This is a genomic window from Ruegeria sp. YTSC230, assembly GCF_059609665.1.
Window position 1 is genome coordinate 37,787 of sequence record NZ_JBXWMC010000014.1, and the last position, 17,159, is coordinate 54,945.

The following is a 17,159-nucleotide window of genomic DNA, read 5'->3' on the forward strand; positions in this document are numbered from 1 at the left end:
GTGCACCGACAAGGCGTTGCAGTGCGGACTTCGGCAATGCAACCAATATTGAACGCGGAGCTGGAACTCAGGTGAAACTCGTTTTGATGTCAATCCAGCAACAACATGACGTCTTGTCACTAAGCCGAATTTTGAGCACCAGCTGCTGAAACGACCAACCGCACAGAATAATCATCTGCGCCGTTTCGAAGCCGGCAGCGGCTCAATTACGGAGGTCAAGTAAGAGGATCATCTCCCCATCAAATCAACCTGCACGAGATTTTCACACGATTTTTTGTCGTGACAGACATCAAGGCATGCTCCATTGTTGGTAAACACAATTTTTTTCGCCATCTGCGCAACTATATTGCGCAGGTTCTTCGGCTTGTTGTTGATTTCTGTAAAGATTGGTTTTTGATCTGCTGTGATAAGTGATTTTGATACACAATCTGGTTTGTTTGCCCCTTCGGACCTCGGGAGGACATTGGGCCTGCGCGCAATTTCAACTATGCGCGAGCAAAACATCGGGCTGCCGGTTGTCGAAGGCGGTATCGTGTTTTTGGGTAATCGCCGCCCAACGATGCGCGCTTTCAAGATGGCAGGACGAAATTGCGTGATCACGCGCATGCATGTGCCACAAGCTTATACCGCCTACAATGTTCCGGATCCAAATTGGATCACCCTGCATATCCCTCTTACGTGGAGCGGGGACTATGTTTTTGATGGATACCAAGTCAGCGAGGGCGATGCCTTTCTCGCAGACTGTTTGAACGGCTACTCGACAGCGGGCGAGAACCGTGACGCCATCACTTTGGGAGCAACACGCGAAGCAATTGAATCAGCAATGCGATCCATGAATGGCGGGTGTGATAGCTCTTTCGAATTTGGCGCATCTATTATTCAGCCGAGCACTGTCCTGTTGCAAGCCGTTGCGGGGCAGATCCACGCCGCGATGGAGGTGGAGCGTTCACTAGGGGCTCGCCAAGAATTACATTTTATGCCTGAAGTTGCTGAGCGCGACTTCATAGATGTTTTGGCTATGGAATTCCGTTCGGCCGAAAGTGCGAACGCAGTAACAAGAGGACTAAGCCGTCGCGCCGTAGATGTGGTTGCCGAGGCACGCCAGCTTACACTCGCGCACTCTAGTTCCGTACCCAGTCTTTCAGAAATCTGCGCGATAACGCGTGTCGGTCAAACCCGTCTCTTTGAGTGTTTTCAAGAGGTTCACGGCTTGGCGCCGTACAAATGCCTTATGGCATTCAGGCTGAGCGCCGCACGCGAAAGATTAACCGACAAAGACAATCCGCCACACTCGGTGAAGCAAGTCGCTCTGGAAACGGGTTTCACCAAATCAGGGCGTTTTGCGGAGTGTTTTCTCAGACAGTTCGGTGAACTCCCATCTGAGGTTCTTAATCAAACCCAAAACGAGGCGTTGATGAACACATGACAAACGAGACAACAGTTATTTGCGAGGGCTTAGTTTGGCCTGAAAGCCCGCGCTGGCATGCTGGAGAGCTTTGGATAACGGAGGCCTTTGCGGAAAAGTCTGGAGTTAGGTCTGTCTCTCTAGATGGAACGCAAACACTACATATCCCGGTCTCTGGTGGACCCGCTGGAATGGATTTTCTGTCCGATGGTACGGCGGTGTTAGCTGCTGCGTTCGATCGAAAAATCCTCAAGCGCGGCCCTGATGACGAAGCGTTCTCAACCTTCCTTGATCTTGACGGCATTGCAGCTTACCCCAATGAATTGATTGTTGGGCCAGGCGACCGAATTTTCATCGCAGACAGCGGCTTTCAGGTCGGTGTCGATCCTTACCAGTCAGGGCGACTTATTGTTGTGGAAACAGACGGAACCGCAAGTGTTCTCTGCGACGAGCTGCCCTTTCCAAACGGCCTTGCTATCACGCCCGACGGGCGAACGCTGACCATGGCAGAGTCATTCGCAGGCCGCCTGTCGCAATTGAAATTTGGCTCTGATAACAGTCTCTTGGAACACTATGTACACGTCGCCTTTGATAACCTCGGCGTGATTGAAGACTTCGAAGCAACCTTCACACGCAAGTCCGCTCCAGACGGAATATGTCTAGACGAAGCTGGTAACATATGGGTTGCTAACCCGCTTGAGGCCAAAGTCCGATGTATCTCTCCTACGGGTAAGCAGGTTGATGAGGTTGTGATCTCTCAAGGTGGAATTGCATGTATGCTCGGTGGCCAAAATGGCACAACCCTCTTTGTTTGCACCGGTGATCCACTTGCGATGGCGCAACAAAACGGCCGAATAGAGATAGCAGAAGTCGATGTTCGCGGCGCGGGTTATCCACGATCCGTCATCCCCCAATAGCATGTTAAGTCATTGGTCTGGACCAGACTGCATGAGCCAACGAGAAATTTTCCCTTAATACGTAGATCGCTCACTTCTCAATTCGGCGTGGCCAAAATGAAAGAGGCTCATCGCCTCTGGCACTGCGAAGGAGGGATAGATCAATATCACTCAGTGTCTGATTCAGGCGAGTGTGCTGGCTTCAAAGCCTCTGTGCTTGCGGCCTTATCCTTTAAAACTCTCTCATTCTCAACATGGGTTAGAGCCCGAGCAAATTGTGTAAACAACAAAACGAAAACCCCCACTCCGACAAAGATGTAAACGACGGTAAAAATCTTCCCCAGATCAGTCTGCGGCGACAGATCGCCCAGACCTACCGTGGATACTGTGGTGGCGCTGAAATAGAGTGAGTCCGTCCAACTCCAGCCTTCTACGCTACGATAAAACACGGTGCCTGAAAAAAGAATCAATGATGCGAGCACAAATCCAGCTCGAAAATCGGGAATGCTCCAAGAGCGTCCAATTGCCTTAAGTAGGCGAAGTAAATTCAGGCCAAGCGACATCATGAACAAGGGTGCTCCCACCAAACCAAGTGTCCTACAAAACCAATTGATGCACGAGATTTCAGGTGTAGGCAATGACGGTATATTTTGGGAATGTCAGGGGCGGTCCGAACCTGTGGTACTTTCGACAGAACAGGAGACCGCGGAGCGCCGGGTCAAAGCCAAACTTTGGAAGGATCGAGCCGAAACACCGCAAAGCATTGAAAGATGGGCAGTGGACCTAGTGCACAACCAACTTGCCGGACGCCCAAATATACGTGTGCTGCCTAAAGTGAGGCAACCATTTCGGGCAGGTTTGCAGCGTTTCTATGGTGCATCCTGTTTATGCATCTGCCGATTTTTGTATCTCCGCTTGTGCGACGAACACAGACAACGCGCGCATCCAGCCGAAACATAACGTCGTTTTTGGGCTGGTGCAGCCCTATCCATGGACACCTGAACGGCGGCTTTTCCCAGGCCAGCGCCGTCCCGCAAAATAAACTTCCGCACGGCAAGCCGAATGGCCTGTGTGGATAGCTCCTGCATAGCAAGACATTTTTGACGTAATTTTGCACTGGTCAGAAGCAGACGTGTGTCCGGCCTGTTTGCGCGGCACTCGTAGCCTCTGGCCCTAATGATTTCCGCGGCCAAGTCCCAAACGGCTTATCGAACAACAATGTGTCCCGGACATTCGACGGGGTGTCTTGGTTGGCGGGCTGACTGTGCGCCATCATTTCAAAGGTCTTTCTGTCTCGGGTGTTACTTTTCTTAGGCTGCGTGAGGTCGATAATATTCGTTCTTGGTCAGCACCGCCCAGACAATGCGTGCGGTCTTGTTCGCCATCGCGACGGTCGCCAGTCGAGCGGGCTTGCGCTCGAGAAGACCGATCGCCCATGGATCGACGCGGTCAGGATTCACTTTCATTTGTCGCAATCGCGCGGTCATGCCGGTCACCAAAAGGCGCCGGATGTACCGGTCGCCCATCTTTGTAATGCGCCCTAATCTTTCCTTTCCGCCGCTCGAAAAGTTCAAGGGCGTCAGACCAAACCATGCCGCAAATTGTCGACCATTCTTGAACTGTTTAGCATCGCCGACTGTCGCAACAATGGCTGAAGCAGTGACAGGCCCAACGCCTGGGATCGTCCGCAGAAGCATAACCCATTTGTCCAGTTTTGAGTGAAGCCGCATGCGCATCACGTACCGACGGAACCGGAGGTGCATCGCAACCAGTTGGTGGCTGAGTTGTCTGAGAACATCGATTGCGATCTGCGGTAGGGCCGGGTTCTCTCCTTCGAGAACACCTTAGGCGTATTTGACCGCGGCTCCGGTTCCTTGTGGTATGATGACACCAAACTCGGCGAGCAGGCTGCGAGGGACTGTTGCGTTAATCTTCCGAGGTCGGATTGATGCGGTCGAATGCCTTCGGATCAAGCGGTCTCAAACAGCCGCGCGATGAACTGGATCTCCGCGATGACGCCTGGTTGCTTGTAATAGATGTGGCCGCGTTTGATGGTTCGTATTGTTTCTCTGCCGCTCAGGGTCGCCTTTGCTGATCGCAAGGATTGAAAGCTTTGGCGGTATTCGAGCAACCGTTTCAGTGCCGCATGATCGCTCTCAATCAGATTGTTTCGCCACTTTCGGTCAATGTGCCGAATGCTGTCGAAGCGCGGATCATAACGACGATTAATTTCGTGAATCACACGCCGATAGGCGGGGGCTTTATCAGTCACGATGGTCACGGGCCTGTGCAAGCGGACGCGTTCAATGGCCCTGTTCAGAAAGGCCTTGGCGGCTTTTGCATCTCGCCGGGCTGTGAGCCAGAAGTCAACCATCTGGCCGTTGGCGTCGACAGCGCGCCAAAGGTAGCGCCACTTGCCACCGACGCGGATGTAGGTTTTATCTACGTGCCAGTCGACGCTAGCACGGCGCAGGTGTTTCTCAGTTCGTTTGGCCAGGTCAGGGCCGAACTTCTGAACCCACCGAAAGACTGTCGACCTGTCAACGTCTACGCCCCGTTCGGCCAGCAGATCGACAACGTCTTGGTAGGACAGTGGAAACCGAAGATACCAACGAACAGCGCACAGAATAATCTTACGCGGGAAGCGGAGGTGTTTGAATGGCGATTTACGGGACATTAGCAACCCCAACACACTGAAAGTCACCAAAGTTGCCGATTAATGCAACAGTCCCGTTTACAATGGCCGCTCTAGTGACCTCGGCTGCAGTGCAAAGATGGCCGTGCTGCAAGTGCGAGCAAATGCTGCGTCAGTAATATCCGCGAAAGCAAACGGCAACTCCGTCCGCGTTGCGGTCGCACACGTCAACGGCAGCGAAGGGTCGTTTTCCAAAAATCCTGTACGGAAGATTCCATCCCGCCCTGTTTTGCGCCGAGCCTGAATTTAGCCCTGTTGCATCAATAAATACCTTCTGCTCGGCAATTACAGACTGTGTCCATCATACTCATGGACGTGGGTAGCCTGTTCGCGGGTATGGGCAATCTCTTGCACCACGGCGGCAATCTTGCTGGATGAAACCTGGTGCAGCTCACCGACAACGGTCTCGGCGCGCTCGTAGCTGTCCGGAACGCCTTGGCTGTTGAAGTGGGCAGCAGCGGTGGAAATGTCCGCGCCTTTCCAAGTCGCCGTTGTGCCGACTGAAACGCTGTCATGATCGTTGTAGCGAGCCAGGAACTTGTTTCCATCGAGTCCGAAGCTGTTGGCGGTTGCAACAATGTCGTCACGCACTGCCAGCCATTTTTCGGCGTCGGACGGGTCCAGGTTGTCCAACTCGGCCGCATTCATGGATGTGGTGTAACTGTCATCAGTAACAGCGTACGCCTGCAGGTCAGTGTCGTATGGGCGCAATTCTGCAACATCGCCCTTTAGCTCGCCGATCTGCACGTCCATGGCGGCACGTAAGTGCGGATCTTCGACCTCTCGTGCAAGAGCTTCCATATTCTCGATAGAGTTCACAATATCCTTGGTCTGCTGTTCGTAGTTCTCAAAACCGGCCTGCCCCAGAGCGGATTGCATATACTGAACATAGCGATCACCGGGAGACTGGTATTCGTCGGAATCCTGAAAACCTTTGTCGCCGGACAGATCCGCAAGGGACGAATAGTAGGGGTGAAACAGGTCGTATTCCTGAGCATCGTTCATGTGCTGAGAAACCAAAGCCTGCATATCGCTCAGATCAACGGGCTCCCCTGACCGCTCCGCAGGCTCTAACTCGATTTTCAGTTCTTCGACCAGATCTTGTTGCGCCGTATGTTCATCTACACGACGGCTCGCCTGGTCCTCGATGTCGAAGCTGTTTGAAGCGATGGCGGCACGATCATAGCCCATCGCCCGCTGTTCTTTCTTGATAATGTTGATCTGCTCTGAAACGCGATCCTCGCGCGGGGCGGATTGATCAAATTGGGAATAGGGTGCGAAGTGTTCGACTTCGTTCAAAAGATAGTCTGTACGCGAAACCATAGTTGTTCCTTGGCGAGCTGATGGAAAACTCTGTGAGGGTTCTGCCTGGGGCGTTGGCGCGCTCATCAGGCAGACCGGGTGAAGTGTTATAAACTGTGTCCGTCATCGTCACCGCGCCCTTGCAACAGCGGGTGTGTTGCGTGGGCGTGAACCTCTGAGAGTTCTTCTGAGATTGCGATGATCTTGGAAGAAGCAAGCTGGTGCAGCTCGTCAACAACGGCCTCCGCGCGGTCGTGGCTGTCCGACAATCCTTGAGCCTGGAAGTGGGCTGCGGCGGTCGAAATATCGTCGCTGCGCCATCCCATTGTTGTGCCCAAAGTGACGTTCTGATGGTCGCCAAAACGGGCAACGAACGCCTCACCATCGAGGCCGTAGCTGCTGGCCGTGTCGCTGACTTCGTTGCGGATCGCCGCCCACTTGTCGGCCTCTGGGTAATCCAAGACATCCATTTCGGCGGTGCCCGTTCCCATCATCGTTGAATAGCTACGGTCCTCGATGATGAAGGCTTGAAGGTCCGGATCGTTGGTGCGCAGATCCGCCACGTCGCCCTTCAGCTCGCCAATCTGAATATCCATAGCGACACGCAAATGAGGGTCGTCAACCTCACGGGCCAGCCCTTCCATCTTGTCGATGGATTGCAACAAATCTTTGGTCTGAGTCTGGAAGTCCTCATAGGCCCCCTCACCCAAGGTGTCCTGCATATAGACCTCGTAGCGGCGTGCTGCCGGGGCATAATCAGCGGACGCCTGGAACGCCTTGTCATCGACAATATCAGCAAGGGCAGACAGATACGGATGGCTCTGTTCGTTGTCCCGAACGTCGCTGATATGGGCAACAACCTTAGCCTTCAGCTCGGGTGCTATTGTTAACTCAGAACCGCCTAATTCGATGTGTCGCCGCAAGTTGCTCATGACTTCGGGCGACACGTAAGACGGGTCTCCTGGCTCGCCGTAATCATCAAAATGATGGGCCTGATCCAGCAGATGTTCCATTCTCGATACCATAGGTTCCTCTCCTTCAACGAGCATGATGGCGTACTCTTCGATCCGGTCTTTGACGGCGTTGGCGCGCTCATCAAACAGATCCGACATTCTTGCGATGGATAGAGTCATCACATCGGCGGCCATGTCGCGGGCCATAACTTCGACTTCCGGAGTGCTTTCAACAACCGACATTCCGGCCTGAACTTTCCAAGTGTCGGTCTCAACTTCCTGCCGCAAACCGCGTTCAACGCGGGTCGTCGCGGTCAGCTCAATTCCGTATTCCTCAGCGACCTCGACCTGGATAGAGCGCTGAACGTCGATGTTCATTTCGCTGCTCATTCCCATAGCCAACCACTGCCCACGTTCGACGCCTCGGTTGTTCACAACGATGTGGACATGGGGGTTGTCAGTGTCGTTGTGGAACACCGTCAGGTAGTCCCAGGTATCGCCAAAATCACCGCTTCCAAACAGACGATCTGCAAACTCAAGACCCGCCTCATGAGCCGCATCCGGATAAGTCCCTTCCGGGAAGGATACGATCATATGGCGGGTATATCCGTAGTTGGTTTTCCCGTTGAAATCCTCTGCCCAAGTCTCGATCAAATCACTGACCTGATCGGCATCGAGCGGGGTAACGCCATTGTCTCGGATGTCCAACACACCCTCTGCCCTGACGGTCAGATAGTTGATCTGGCGGCGCAGCTCATGCGCGTTGTTCACCCCGCCTTTGCGGACGTGTTTCACAACCGCCTCGGGCTTTCCGAGCACGGCACCAAGCCGCGCCTTGATGGACGACGCCCGCGAAACCATGAACTTCATACGCTTGGCTGTCTGCAGTTGCTGATTGATCCGCTTGGAACGATCGACACCCTTCTGAGCCTCACGGAAGGCAAGTTCCAGGAAGTCTCCGGCTGTCAGACCGTGGGCTGCGGCGTTCATTTTTCTGGTGTCCAATCGTCGTCGCGCAAGATCCGGCGAATGGCGGATTCTGGCTCTCGGTTTCGGCGGGCCGCTGTGATCATCGCCTTCAAATCTTGCCGGTGCTGGATGATCGCGCGATGGAGATCTTCGACATCGCGGCGGTCGTCATCCGTCCAGATCACCGTGCCGCGCTTAGCCGATTTCGCAAGCTGATTGAGGTTGGTGTATCCACCCTGAACCTGCCGCAAGTGCTTCTGCCAGAGATCCACAACAGCAGGGTCGGGATCGAGATAACCGATCAACCGATAGATCAGACGCTGGATGATCTGATTGCGGCTCTTGGCTCCCAGCACACTTACAGCTGCCTCCAAACGCTCCAGCGCATCCACTGGCAAGCGTACGGAAAAGACAGTGGTATCGGCGGGCTTGCTCAATGCATACCTCTGGTTGTATTTTCAGTTTGTAACACAACTACCTTATCCTGTCATACTCTCCAAGAGGAAACCGGGGGTGATTTTAGAAATCCGCATTTTCTAAAATTGCCCTCGGAACAGTTTTGCTCTTGGAGGCAATCTCCACGCCGGGAAAAGGGTCCCGCCCCTTTTCCAGCCAGCAGGCGTGGGTGCCGGTGGACTGGCGCAGGGCAATCACGCAAAGCGTGGGCTGCCCCGAACAGCGCCCGTCACATACCGGCACGTTCAAGGTCAGTATGGCATTATTCGCGCGCCTCAGCGCGCTCTGTTTCCCGCCGCATGCGCGGCGGGTGTGGCAGGGTTGAGAGCTGCCGCACCGCGGAAGGTCACCGCCCCTGCCCGGTCCTTGGACCGCGCGCCACACGTGGCGCATCTGTGGTCCGGGTTTTGGCCGGAGCAGAAGAAAGGGCGGCTTGTGCCGCCCTGCCCTTATGTCATTCGGTGACGGGATCGTCATCGGTGCGCTTCGGGAAGGCCACCATCTCGACGCCGGGGAACATGCTGTGCTTGACCTGGATCGAGGTGATGTTGCCAGTCTCATCGGTGTTGACGAAGAGAACCCCGCAACGATCCCAGAAGTTTTTGCCTTCTTTTTCACCGGTCTTGACGTTCAGTTTCAGAGTTTGAGTTGCCATTGTTTGATCCTCGCTATGACGTGTTTCGGTGAACATGGGAAAAGCGGGCATCAAGGGGACGTCAGCAGGGAATTTGGTCCGCGCGGAATGCGCCGCAGGCGCAGGGGAAATCCCCTGTTGAAGCGCGATGCCCGGACCGGGCACCGCGCGTCTTCCCCGACTGCCCGCTTATGTTCATCCCTTCAGAAACACGGCAGCCTAGGATTTTCTGAGGCAACGAGTTTGAAACTGTCAGGCCAAGTGAAAAGGCAAAAATTTCTGGGATCGTTGCACGCGGGTCATTTGAACGTAGCGATGTAGTTTATGGCAGCAACATTGCTTCGGTCCGACGCAGGCGCGGCGCACAGTTTCGAGTGCGGAGTGCGGGGTGTCCTTTCTCAACCGGTATGACACTCGTCCTAAAGAATGGAGGGCCGCTAGCGGTGCAAGTCGCCCTGTTGAATTGGCGGAGGCCAAAGACCGGACGGTCCGGCCCTAGTCCGCGCTTGCGCGGATCAGGTGATCAGCCGGACTCAATTTGGCGGGGTGGAATCTGACCAAATAACTTCCGCCACCACTCAGACTTGAGCTTCGCTGCCAGAAGCAGAATTGCCTGGTCCAGGCTCATCGGGCGAACTGGAGCACGAAGCTTTCAAGGAAAGGGTACCTGTTCATCCGAAAGTCTTGAACGCACTTGAGCAATATCAATGGCCGGCTAACTGGACGCACTGGTTGTCACCCATCCACACTCAAATTCATTCCGGATTGCGAATGCCCGCTCCCATCAAAACCGGCATCGTCCGCGCATCAGAATTGATTTCGAATACTTGTTCGACCCGAATGGAGCCTAGTCGTGCCGCCTCCAGCGCGGCCTTCATTTGGTTCAGCGTCAATCCAAAGCCGTCATCATCTGACGCTTGCCAATCCCACTGCACAAAATGCCCACCCTTGTTGAGCAAACCCGCCAGTACTGCCACGGCGCCACTGTAATCTGGAAGAAAGGCGCAAACGGAAGACGCGCAGATCAAATCGAATTCTGAAAACTCATTCCCTAATTCCGGAACATCTCCAGCCAGCATATCTCCGTGAACGGCCCTGACATTGTGCAGCTGTTTGTTCTGAAGGACGTCAATCATATTCTCCGAAGTATCAACCGCGAAAACTTCCGCCACATGCGGTGCAATTTTCTCCGCCAGCAATCCGGTACCACATCCAAAGTCGAGCACGCGTTTTGATCGCCAATCCTTCCCACGAAGATTCAAGTGGTCGTCGAGCGAGGCAAAAGCGTGGTTTGCGTAGCGTCTAACGTCGCTGTTGTCGTCCCAGCCATCCGCATAGTCGTTCCAGTCATCGGTCATGTTGCTTACGCTTCCTTGTGGGATTTCATCGGCTCCAACACATCTACGCTGAGGCAGACGCATCGATACGAACGCGCGACATTGGCTAGGTTGGCGACAACAGTCAACATGGGTTTGGAACGGCATATGGAAGGAATAGAGGCGACTTCGGCAAGCCTCTGCCGACAATCTTTCCCGCAAGAAAGAGGCCCACCGAAGCGGGCCACAAGTTTAACCGAAGGAAAGTCTCGAGGTATTGAAACCAGGCTAACGCTTGCGCGCGCGATCGACAACACCGTCGGCTGATATCGTAGCGATCCTATCCTCGGTGCGGCGGGTCATTTCCACCCCGTCACCCGTCATATGCGCCTCGGCAAACTCGGTGAACTTGAAGATACTGCCATCGGCTTCAACATGGGTTTCATCTTCCGCCGAGCGGCGTATGACCGACCCGTCATGTCGGATTTCGATGATCGTGTTGTCGGCCATGCGGACCGTCACAGAATGCTCATCCACGGCGACACCCTGCCACCACATTTCCGCATCGCGGCGCACAACAATACGGTTCGGATGCAGCTTGATCTGCACGTCCTGTGCCGCCTCTGGATCAGCCGCTTTCACAACAACGATGGCCTCTTGCGCGCTGGGGTCACCATGGATCGACGCGCTCCCGTTTTTCGGCGGCCAGAGCTTTGGCTGTTCGCGCGGTTTGCCCTTCTGATCCGTATGAAACCCGACAAACATCTGCGCGGATTTCCAGACACGGCGAGCGGCTTTTTCGAGCTTGTTCGAAGTGGTGTCCATGGGTCTATCCAAATCCGTTTTGATCAAGTGATCGCTTTTGAGAATGAGCCGGGTGACCGACCTCTGTTAGCTATGCGCGACGGGGTGTTCACGCAATGCCACTTTGAGTTTTCCTCATTGAGGATGACACAGCCAGAGATTGATAGGCAGGGCGCTGTGCGCCCTGCCCCATTGGGTTCAGAAGCAATCCGGCACCCAAGCGTCGATGTTCGCTTTCTGTGCCTCTGACACACCCAATGCCACCTGATGTTCTGCATCGTTGAACAGCTTGTGCATCGCCTCGTTCTTCGCGCCTTTCTTGGATTTCGCAAAGGCTTTGAACATATCCGTGTCGCCATGCAGGTCCAGCAGGTCCTTGTAGAGATCATCCAGTTGCCAGCCTTTCAGCCGTTTGAAGCAGTTCTCAGCAGAGGGGGTCCAGATCGCGCGCATGCCGGCACCAATCTCAGCCTCGATCTCGCCCATGAACTCCGGGCGTTGGGTCAGGAACCGCCGGGCCAGAAAAGCTGTGATCTCTCCATTGCGGGTCTTCTTGCCCAGATCGCGAAACGCTTTGAACGCCTCTACGTTGCCTTGTGCGGCCATTTCGTGGAACTGATCATAGGCTGCCTCTGCTGCCGCATCCCGCTCCCCGCCAAGACGCGGGTCGAGGATGAACTGGTCGTCGATTTCCGGCGTATTCCGTTCAGCGCCGCCAAAGCCAAACAAGGTGCTGGTCAGACCGGAGGCCGGGGTGGTGAAGAACGCAAACAGGCTCAGCACATAGTCAGGCTTGTCCAGCAAAGCCGTTTGAACCGCCGCCAGCCGGATCGCCACCATGTCGTCGATGAACTTCTGCGAATAGGCAGGTTTTGGTTTCTCTTTGGCCTCGGACTCTTTGACCGGGGCCAGAATACCGGCCTCAATGGCGGCCTGGAGATGTTCCGCCGCGACATAGGCCGAGGATGTTTTGATCTCGCCAGTGTTGCCGACATAGACAAACACACCGGACAGCATGCGCTGATCGTCGGAGTAAAACGGCGCGGCATAGTCTTCGAGCGCTGCAAGCTCCTTTTCGCCATCTTCATCCAGAGCCTCAGCCTCATAGAGTTCGGCCAGTTCGTCATACCGCTCGGCCTGTTCTTCGGTGAAGTCCCGGCTCACCATCTCCAGACGGTGCATGCCTTCACTTCCCGAGAACCGATAGGGAATGTAGCTTTCGTCATGGGTGTCCACCCAGTCCCAGCCTTCCGCTTCGCGCAGCTTTTCTGCTTCTGTCGCCAGTTTCTCAGCAAAGAGACGGTCCAGTAGCTCACCTTCATTGAACAGGGTCTCATCGGCAAAGAGATCGGTGGTGACCGTGCCGCCGGCTTCAACATAAGCCTCCTGCCCGACAAACACAGCCTTGCGGTTGGTGCTGCTGACAGCCTCAGAGGTCAGGGCCTGTTTGACATCATGCTCACTAAACCACCGACACTCTTTGGCCTGTTCCAGCACCTCCAGAATTTTCTCTTCCTCGGTGCTGACTGTCATGGCCTTGGCCAGCCCCATGCTGATCTCATCGGCTTTGAGCGCGTCCAATACGGCGGCAGGCAGACCGGCCAATGCGAGGCGGCGGCGCACATGGGCTTCGGTCACGCCGAACGCGTTGCTGATCTTGGCAACAGACAGGGATTTCTCCGCCATCTTGCCATAGGCGCGGACCTCGTCCACCGGGTCCAGTTCTTCGCGGGCAGTATTCTCTGCATTGGCCCATTGCTCGGCCACAAACGGATTGTCTGTGATCTTCACGGGAACCTGTGCCAGATCGGCCCGCTCGGTCACAGCGATGGTCAAAGCCCGCAGGCGGCGACCACCAGCGACGATGGCAACTTTGCCATCTGCGTCGCGCAGACCGCTGAGGTTCTGGATCAGGCCGCACATGACAAGACTGTCGGCCAACAAGGCAATGCCTTCTTCGGCAACCTCCTGTCGCGGGTTGATGTCCGACAGGTACAGATCAGACAGAGCGACGGTTTCGATGGTTTCCGGTGCGGTGAATGTTTCGAGTTTGCTCATGGGGCAAATCCTTGTTTGAGTGTTTTGCTTTGTGTTAAGGGTGCCCTACCCCTCGTGGGGGTAGAGCGAGGCCGCTTAAACGGCTGCGTTTTGGATCAGGAAGCGGCGTCCGATGTCGAAGTCATCGCCCTTCCTGATTAGCGCCCACGCTTCTGCGATACGCTGCTGCAAGATTTCATTGCTCATGGTGTTCACCTCCTTTCTGGTTTGGGATTGGGATCAGTATTCGCTGGGGCACATGATGGTCAGGACGCGACGCGTCACTGCGGGGTCAAACGGGCGGTCGGAGCCGTATGTGTAATCCGCGTCGTAAAGATCGATTTTCCAGAACAGCTTTTGGCCGCTGACGATCACCGTCCCGAATGTGTGATCACCATAAGGGTCATTGCCTTCATCGAACTGGTCATCCGACGCCACCGCCTTCAAAGCTGCGGTCTGGAACTCCATCCCTTCGCCTGACACGCCGGGTGTGACGAGAACTTGACCCTGAATGCCGTTGGAGTGCATCTCAATCGCTGTAGTCGGATCGATCAGGGCTTTCCGAAACAGGTCATTCTGGACCGCAATCTCTGCCGCCTGAAGGCTGGTGTCATTTTCGATGTCATTTGTCGTCTCAAGGTTCAAAACCGTCTCTCCTCTCATGGTGTGACCTCCGGGGCTGATCCCCTTTGGTGCTGGTTTTGAGCCGAGCCCTGAAAGGGCGTCGTCTCTAAAACCTGCCCCGTGGCGAACGCGGAGAGGGGCGAGACAGGACAAATCGACAAGAGTGGTGCGGCCCGCAGCGCAACGCGCGAGGACACGGTCTTGTCTATTTGTCTTGTCCGAGGGGGGAGGCCGCGCCTTCCCCCTGACGTCGGGGGGGCGTTTGGCTTGCCCAAATCCCGCCTGACCAACAAAAAAGAAGCCAAAGGATCTTTGATCCTGCGGGAGCGCAAAAGGGATCGTCACCCGAACGGGCAGATCACCACGGCATGGACCGACCATGACCCAAAGCCCCTGCCCGGCTCGCAAGAGACGGTTCAGGGGCTACTGGGACAGGGAGATCATTCTGGGGTGTTCTGGGTGGAAGCCGGCATGCCGACTGAAACCTAGAGCCCGGTCACGAGCCAGCTGGCTCGGGATTTGCCAAGGGACAAAGGCCGCAGCCCGAAATCACTCACCGACCGGAACATACCCTCGTCGGAGCTTTTGCTTTTCAAGGTTATGAAGCGCTTCACTAGCTTGGGCTGCGTCTTCGTACGTCACCAACATGGCTTGCCCGTTTGTGCCGATACGTCCCCAGGTACGAAGAACAGAAACTTCGCCAAACAACGTCGGCTGCAACTCTATTCCATAGAACCGCGCCATGTTAACGTCGGGGTCCACATGGATCAGGTGGACAGGTGTCGTTGCTGTCAGTTCCATGACGCGATTGTCGGTCAATTCAGCCCTTCTGTCCAATGACATTGCGAAATCAATTCCCGGGAAAGGACCCTGATCCTGAACGGAAAATGACATCGAATGCATCCGCTACTACTATAGCTGACCAATATGTAGGTAATAGGATCTGCCATGTTTCGTTTTCTACTATTTGCTTTCGTGATGGGTCTTGCCGCCAACGCGGGTGCGGCGCAGACACCGCCTTCGGCTGATGAGGTCGCGCAATACGACGGTCTCTTCGCAGCCGCTCACACCGGCAACGAAGAAATGATCCGGCAACTCGTTGCGGCAGGGGCAAACGTCAACGCGCGGGACTCGTGGGGTCGCACACCAGCCCATGTGGCCGCGTTTGCTTCAGAGGACGAGGCATTGAGTGCACTGGCTGAGGCTGGCGCCGACATGAATGCACTTGAAGATCAGGCCTACGACGTGGTCACGATTGCGGCCGTTGCAAATGATCCGGAACTGATGACGCTCGCCATTGAGCTCGGCAACGATCCCGGCCTCACGACCAGCCCTTATGACGGAACCGCTCTTATCGCGGCCGCGCATCTCGGTCATGTCGAGATTGTCAGACGGCTGATCGCCGCCGGCGCGCCTCTGGACCATGTGAACAATCTTCATTGGACAGCCGTTATCGAAGCCGTTGTGCTTGGCGACGGCGGCCCGGATCATCTTGCGGTTCTGGATGCCTTATTGGCTGCGGGTGCTGACAGATCGCTTGCCGATCGTAACGGAATTACCCCACTCGAACACGCCGAACTTCGCGGATTTTCCGAGATGGCAGAGCGGCTGAGAACAGAGGATTGAGGCCTGTCCGGCAGGCGGAAGCGGTGAGTTTCACCGGACAGGCACCGATGGCAGCTTGGATATGACCGACCTCGGGTCAAGGTCTCGGCGTGGTAGAGTGGCGACAAAGATGAAGACATCCCAAGGACAACGGCAAAATGAACAAGATCGGAAAAAGTAAACAGGTCGGCTACAGCGCGCTTGTTTGCGCGAGGCGCAGCTTTCTTGCTGCATCAGGCTTTGGCGCGCTGACGGTCGGCTTGAGTGGCTCTGTCCTGGGCCAAACTTCTTCGGGTGCGGACGACGCTATACCTCAGCCAAGTGATCCCAAAGATGCCTCATTCATGGAGCGCGCCTTCGAGATGCGTCAGTATGCGATTGACCATGGAGATCAAGGGTATGGCGCAGTTGTGGTGCGCGACAATGTCATTATTGGCCAGTCATGGAGCAGGGTCATCTTGGATCAAGACCCCACGGCCCACGCTGAAATGGCCGCGATCAGGGATGCCGCGCGACGCCTTAATCACCGAGATTTGACCGGATCGGTCATGTACTCATCCTCCCGACCATGTCCCATGTGTGAAGCCGCGGCATACTGGGCTGGAGTCCGCCTGATGTTCTACGGCCGGAAAATCACGAGCGCAAGTTCCCCGAAGCTTTGCAGTTAGTATGGTTCTCAGCCATCAGCAACGTTTCATTTTGCATTCGCCTCCCACGGTGGGAAGTCCGGCCCATATCAGTCGTTCAAGAACCCTGTGCCGAACGGCCGGTTTGGCCCGAAATATTCGATCTTGTACTCTTTCGGCATTGCCCGCAGTCAAAGAAACCAACCCACAGAAAAGCTATCCACAACAGCCGTCCCCTAACTGGATAGGAGGACACGGAACGGTAGCGTAGGAGCAAAAAACACAGCAATCGCCTTCTAAAGGCTTCAAGACTGCCCTGCACGACTTGCAATCATAATACCACTGGCACGCTTCGGTTGGCATTTTCTCGGTTTCAATGTGCCCGCACTCAGGGCAAGTCAAAGTGCTATCCAGCACCACAGTTTGTTTTGTCATTGTCTCACATCTGCATGATTAGATAATCGTTGATTTGAGCCTCATTGAACACGATGACCCATGCCAGCGCGGTGATCGCTGAGCTTCCAACAAGCCACCATTTCAGATTTGCCATCGTCCCGTTTCGATGCGCTACGATCCATGAAACCGCGACCAGCGCTGTTGAGATGGCGAGAACATAGTAGCTTGCCGCCGCTATTCTTCCGAATACCGCCAACCAACTGCCACCCAAGCCTAACAACATCATGGCCATTGGAAGAACACAGCATGCCGCCACCCCCAGAGCGGAAACCGATCCCAGGTAGCTGAATGTCACATACTTCTTCATCTCTCGCTCCTTGGGTAGGCGATTTGATTGTGTTGAGGCACCGGCATTCAGAGCGTATAACTCCTGTAGTTACT

18 protein-coding genes and 1 pseudogene are annotated in these 17,159 nt (G+C 55.1%); 5 read left to right on the plus strand and 14 right to left on the minus strand.

All coding sequences use genetic code 11. The features are described from left to right. The first annotated feature begins 487 nt into the window (after positions 1 to 487). Positions 488 to 1,426, plus strand: coding sequence for an AraC family transcriptional regulator (locus AC2FD9_RS21610; RefSeq protein ID WP_282121155.1), 939 nt, complete (start codon positions 488 to 490; stop codon positions 1,424 to 1,426). Next, positions 1,423 to 2,322 (plus strand): SMP-30/gluconolactonase/LRE family protein, encoded by a 900-nt coding sequence (locus AC2FD9_RS21615; RefSeq protein ID WP_282121156.1) that lies wholly within the window; start codon positions 1,423 to 1,425, stop codon positions 2,320 to 2,322. The genes AC2FD9_RS21610 and AC2FD9_RS21615 overlap by 4 nt, the downstream gene beginning before the upstream one ends. A gap of 146 nt (positions 2,323 to 2,468) precedes the next feature. Here AC2FD9_RS21615 and AC2FD9_RS21620 read toward each other — a convergent pair whose 3' ends face one another. From AC2FD9_RS21620 to AC2FD9_RS21670, 11 genes and pseudogenes are all read right to left on the minus strand, one after another. Continuing rightward, on the minus strand, positions 2,469 to 2,867 hold the full coding sequence (locus AC2FD9_RS21620; protein ID WP_282121157.1) for a potassium channel family protein: 399 nt from the start codon (positions 2,865 to 2,867) through the stop codon (positions 2,469 to 2,471). A 744-nt stretch (positions 2,868 to 3,611) separates the two neighbouring features. Beyond that, positions 3,612 to 4,217, minus strand: a pseudogene (locus AC2FD9_RS21625) (IS110 family RNA-guided transposase); the annotation flags it as partial. Between the two features lie 53 nt (positions 4,218 to 4,270). Further along, positions 4,271 to 4,978, minus strand: coding sequence for an IS6 family transposase (locus AC2FD9_RS21630; protein ID WP_282121158.1), 708 nt, complete (start codon positions 4,976 to 4,978; stop codon positions 4,271 to 4,273). 303 nt (positions 4,979 to 5,281) lie between these two features. Next, complete coding sequence (locus AC2FD9_RS21635; RefSeq protein ID WP_282121159.1) at positions 5,282 to 6,319, minus strand: hypothetical protein; 1,038 nt, start codon at positions 6,317 to 6,319, stop codon at positions 5,282 to 5,284. Positions 6,320 to 6,405: 86 nt separating this feature from the next. Continuing rightward, complete coding sequence (locus AC2FD9_RS21640; protein ID WP_496727245.1) at positions 6,406 to 8,241, minus strand: relaxase/mobilization nuclease domain-containing protein; 1,836 nt, start codon at positions 8,239 to 8,241, stop codon at positions 6,406 to 6,408. Continuing rightward, positions 8,238 to 8,657: a hypothetical protein gene (locus AC2FD9_RS21645; RefSeq protein ID WP_282121161.1), complete on the minus strand. Its 420-nt coding sequence runs from the start codon at positions 8,655 to 8,657 to the stop codon at positions 8,238 to 8,240. The genes AC2FD9_RS21640 and AC2FD9_RS21645 overlap by 4 nt, the downstream gene beginning before the upstream one ends. 473 nt (positions 8,658 to 9,130) lie before the next feature. Continuing rightward, positions 9,131 to 9,367, minus strand: a complete 237-nt coding sequence (locus tag AC2FD9_RS21650; protein WP_496838814.1) for a hypothetical protein — start codon at positions 9,365 to 9,367, stop codon at positions 9,131 to 9,133. Positions 9,368 to 10,065: 698 nt separating this feature from the next. Then, complete coding sequence (locus tag AC2FD9_RS21655) at positions 10,066 to 10,794, minus strand: class I SAM-dependent DNA methyltransferase (protein WP_496838815.1); 729 nt, start codon at positions 10,792 to 10,794, stop codon at positions 10,066 to 10,068. Between the two features lie 120 nt (positions 10,795 to 10,914). Continuing rightward, on the minus strand, positions 10,915 to 11,451 hold the full coding sequence (locus tag AC2FD9_RS21660) for a hypothetical protein (protein WP_282121162.1): 537 nt from the start codon (positions 11,449 to 11,451) through the stop codon (positions 10,915 to 10,917). A 177-nt stretch (positions 11,452 to 11,628) separates the two neighbouring features. Beyond that, positions 11,629 to 13,488: a ParB/RepB/Spo0J family partition protein gene (locus AC2FD9_RS21665; protein ID WP_282121163.1), complete on the minus strand. Its 1,860-nt coding sequence runs from the start codon at positions 13,486 to 13,488 to the stop codon at positions 11,629 to 11,631. Positions 13,489 to 13,707: 219 nt separating this feature from the next. Next, a complete protein-coding gene (locus AC2FD9_RS21670; protein WP_282121164.1) occupies positions 13,708 to 14,130 on the minus strand; it encodes a DUF3768 domain-containing protein in 423 nt (140 codons plus the stop codon). 228 nt (positions 14,131 to 14,358) lie between these two features. On the opposite strand from AC2FD9_RS21670, the gene AC2FD9_RS21675 reads away from it, so the two are divergent. Further along, the gene (locus AC2FD9_RS21675) at positions 14,359 to 14,580 is read left to right on the plus strand and encodes a hypothetical protein (RefSeq protein ID WP_185956720.1); all 222 of its coding nucleotides are present in this window, start codon (positions 14,359 to 14,361) and stop codon (positions 14,578 to 14,580) included. Between the two features lie 60 nt (positions 14,581 to 14,640). Here AC2FD9_RS21675 and AC2FD9_RS21680 read toward each other — a convergent pair whose 3' ends face one another. After that, complete coding sequence (locus AC2FD9_RS21680) at positions 14,641 to 14,892, minus strand: WGR domain-containing protein (protein WP_142638756.1); 252 nt, start codon at positions 14,890 to 14,892, stop codon at positions 14,641 to 14,643. Positions 14,893 to 15,039: 147 nt separating this feature from the next. Here AC2FD9_RS21680 and AC2FD9_RS21685 point away from each other — a divergent pair, with 147 nt between their 5' ends. Both AC2FD9_RS21685 and AC2FD9_RS21690 read left to right on the plus strand, forming a co-directional pair. Beyond that, positions 15,040 to 15,717, plus strand: coding sequence for an ankyrin repeat domain-containing protein (locus AC2FD9_RS21685; protein ID WP_142638754.1), 678 nt, complete (start codon positions 15,040 to 15,042; stop codon positions 15,715 to 15,717). 137 nt (positions 15,718 to 15,854) lie between these two features. Next, positions 15,855 to 16,364, plus strand: a complete 510-nt coding sequence (locus AC2FD9_RS21690; RefSeq protein WP_142638752.1) for a nucleoside deaminase — start codon at positions 15,855 to 15,857, stop codon at positions 16,362 to 16,364. Positions 16,365 to 16,538: 174 nt separating this feature from the next. On the opposite strand, the gene AC2FD9_RS21695 is transcribed toward AC2FD9_RS21690, so the two are convergent. Further along, positions 16,539 to 16,757, minus strand: coding sequence for a GDCCVxC domain-containing (seleno)protein (locus AC2FD9_RS21695; protein ID WP_282121166.1), 219 nt, complete (start codon positions 16,755 to 16,757; stop codon positions 16,539 to 16,541). A 4-nt stretch (positions 16,758 to 16,761) separates the two neighbouring features. Next, entirely contained in the window at positions 16,762 to 17,085 is a 324-nt protein-coding gene (locus AC2FD9_RS21700) for a hypothetical protein (RefSeq protein ID WP_282121167.1), read from the minus strand. Positions 17,086 to 17,159 lie beyond the last annotated feature (74 nt).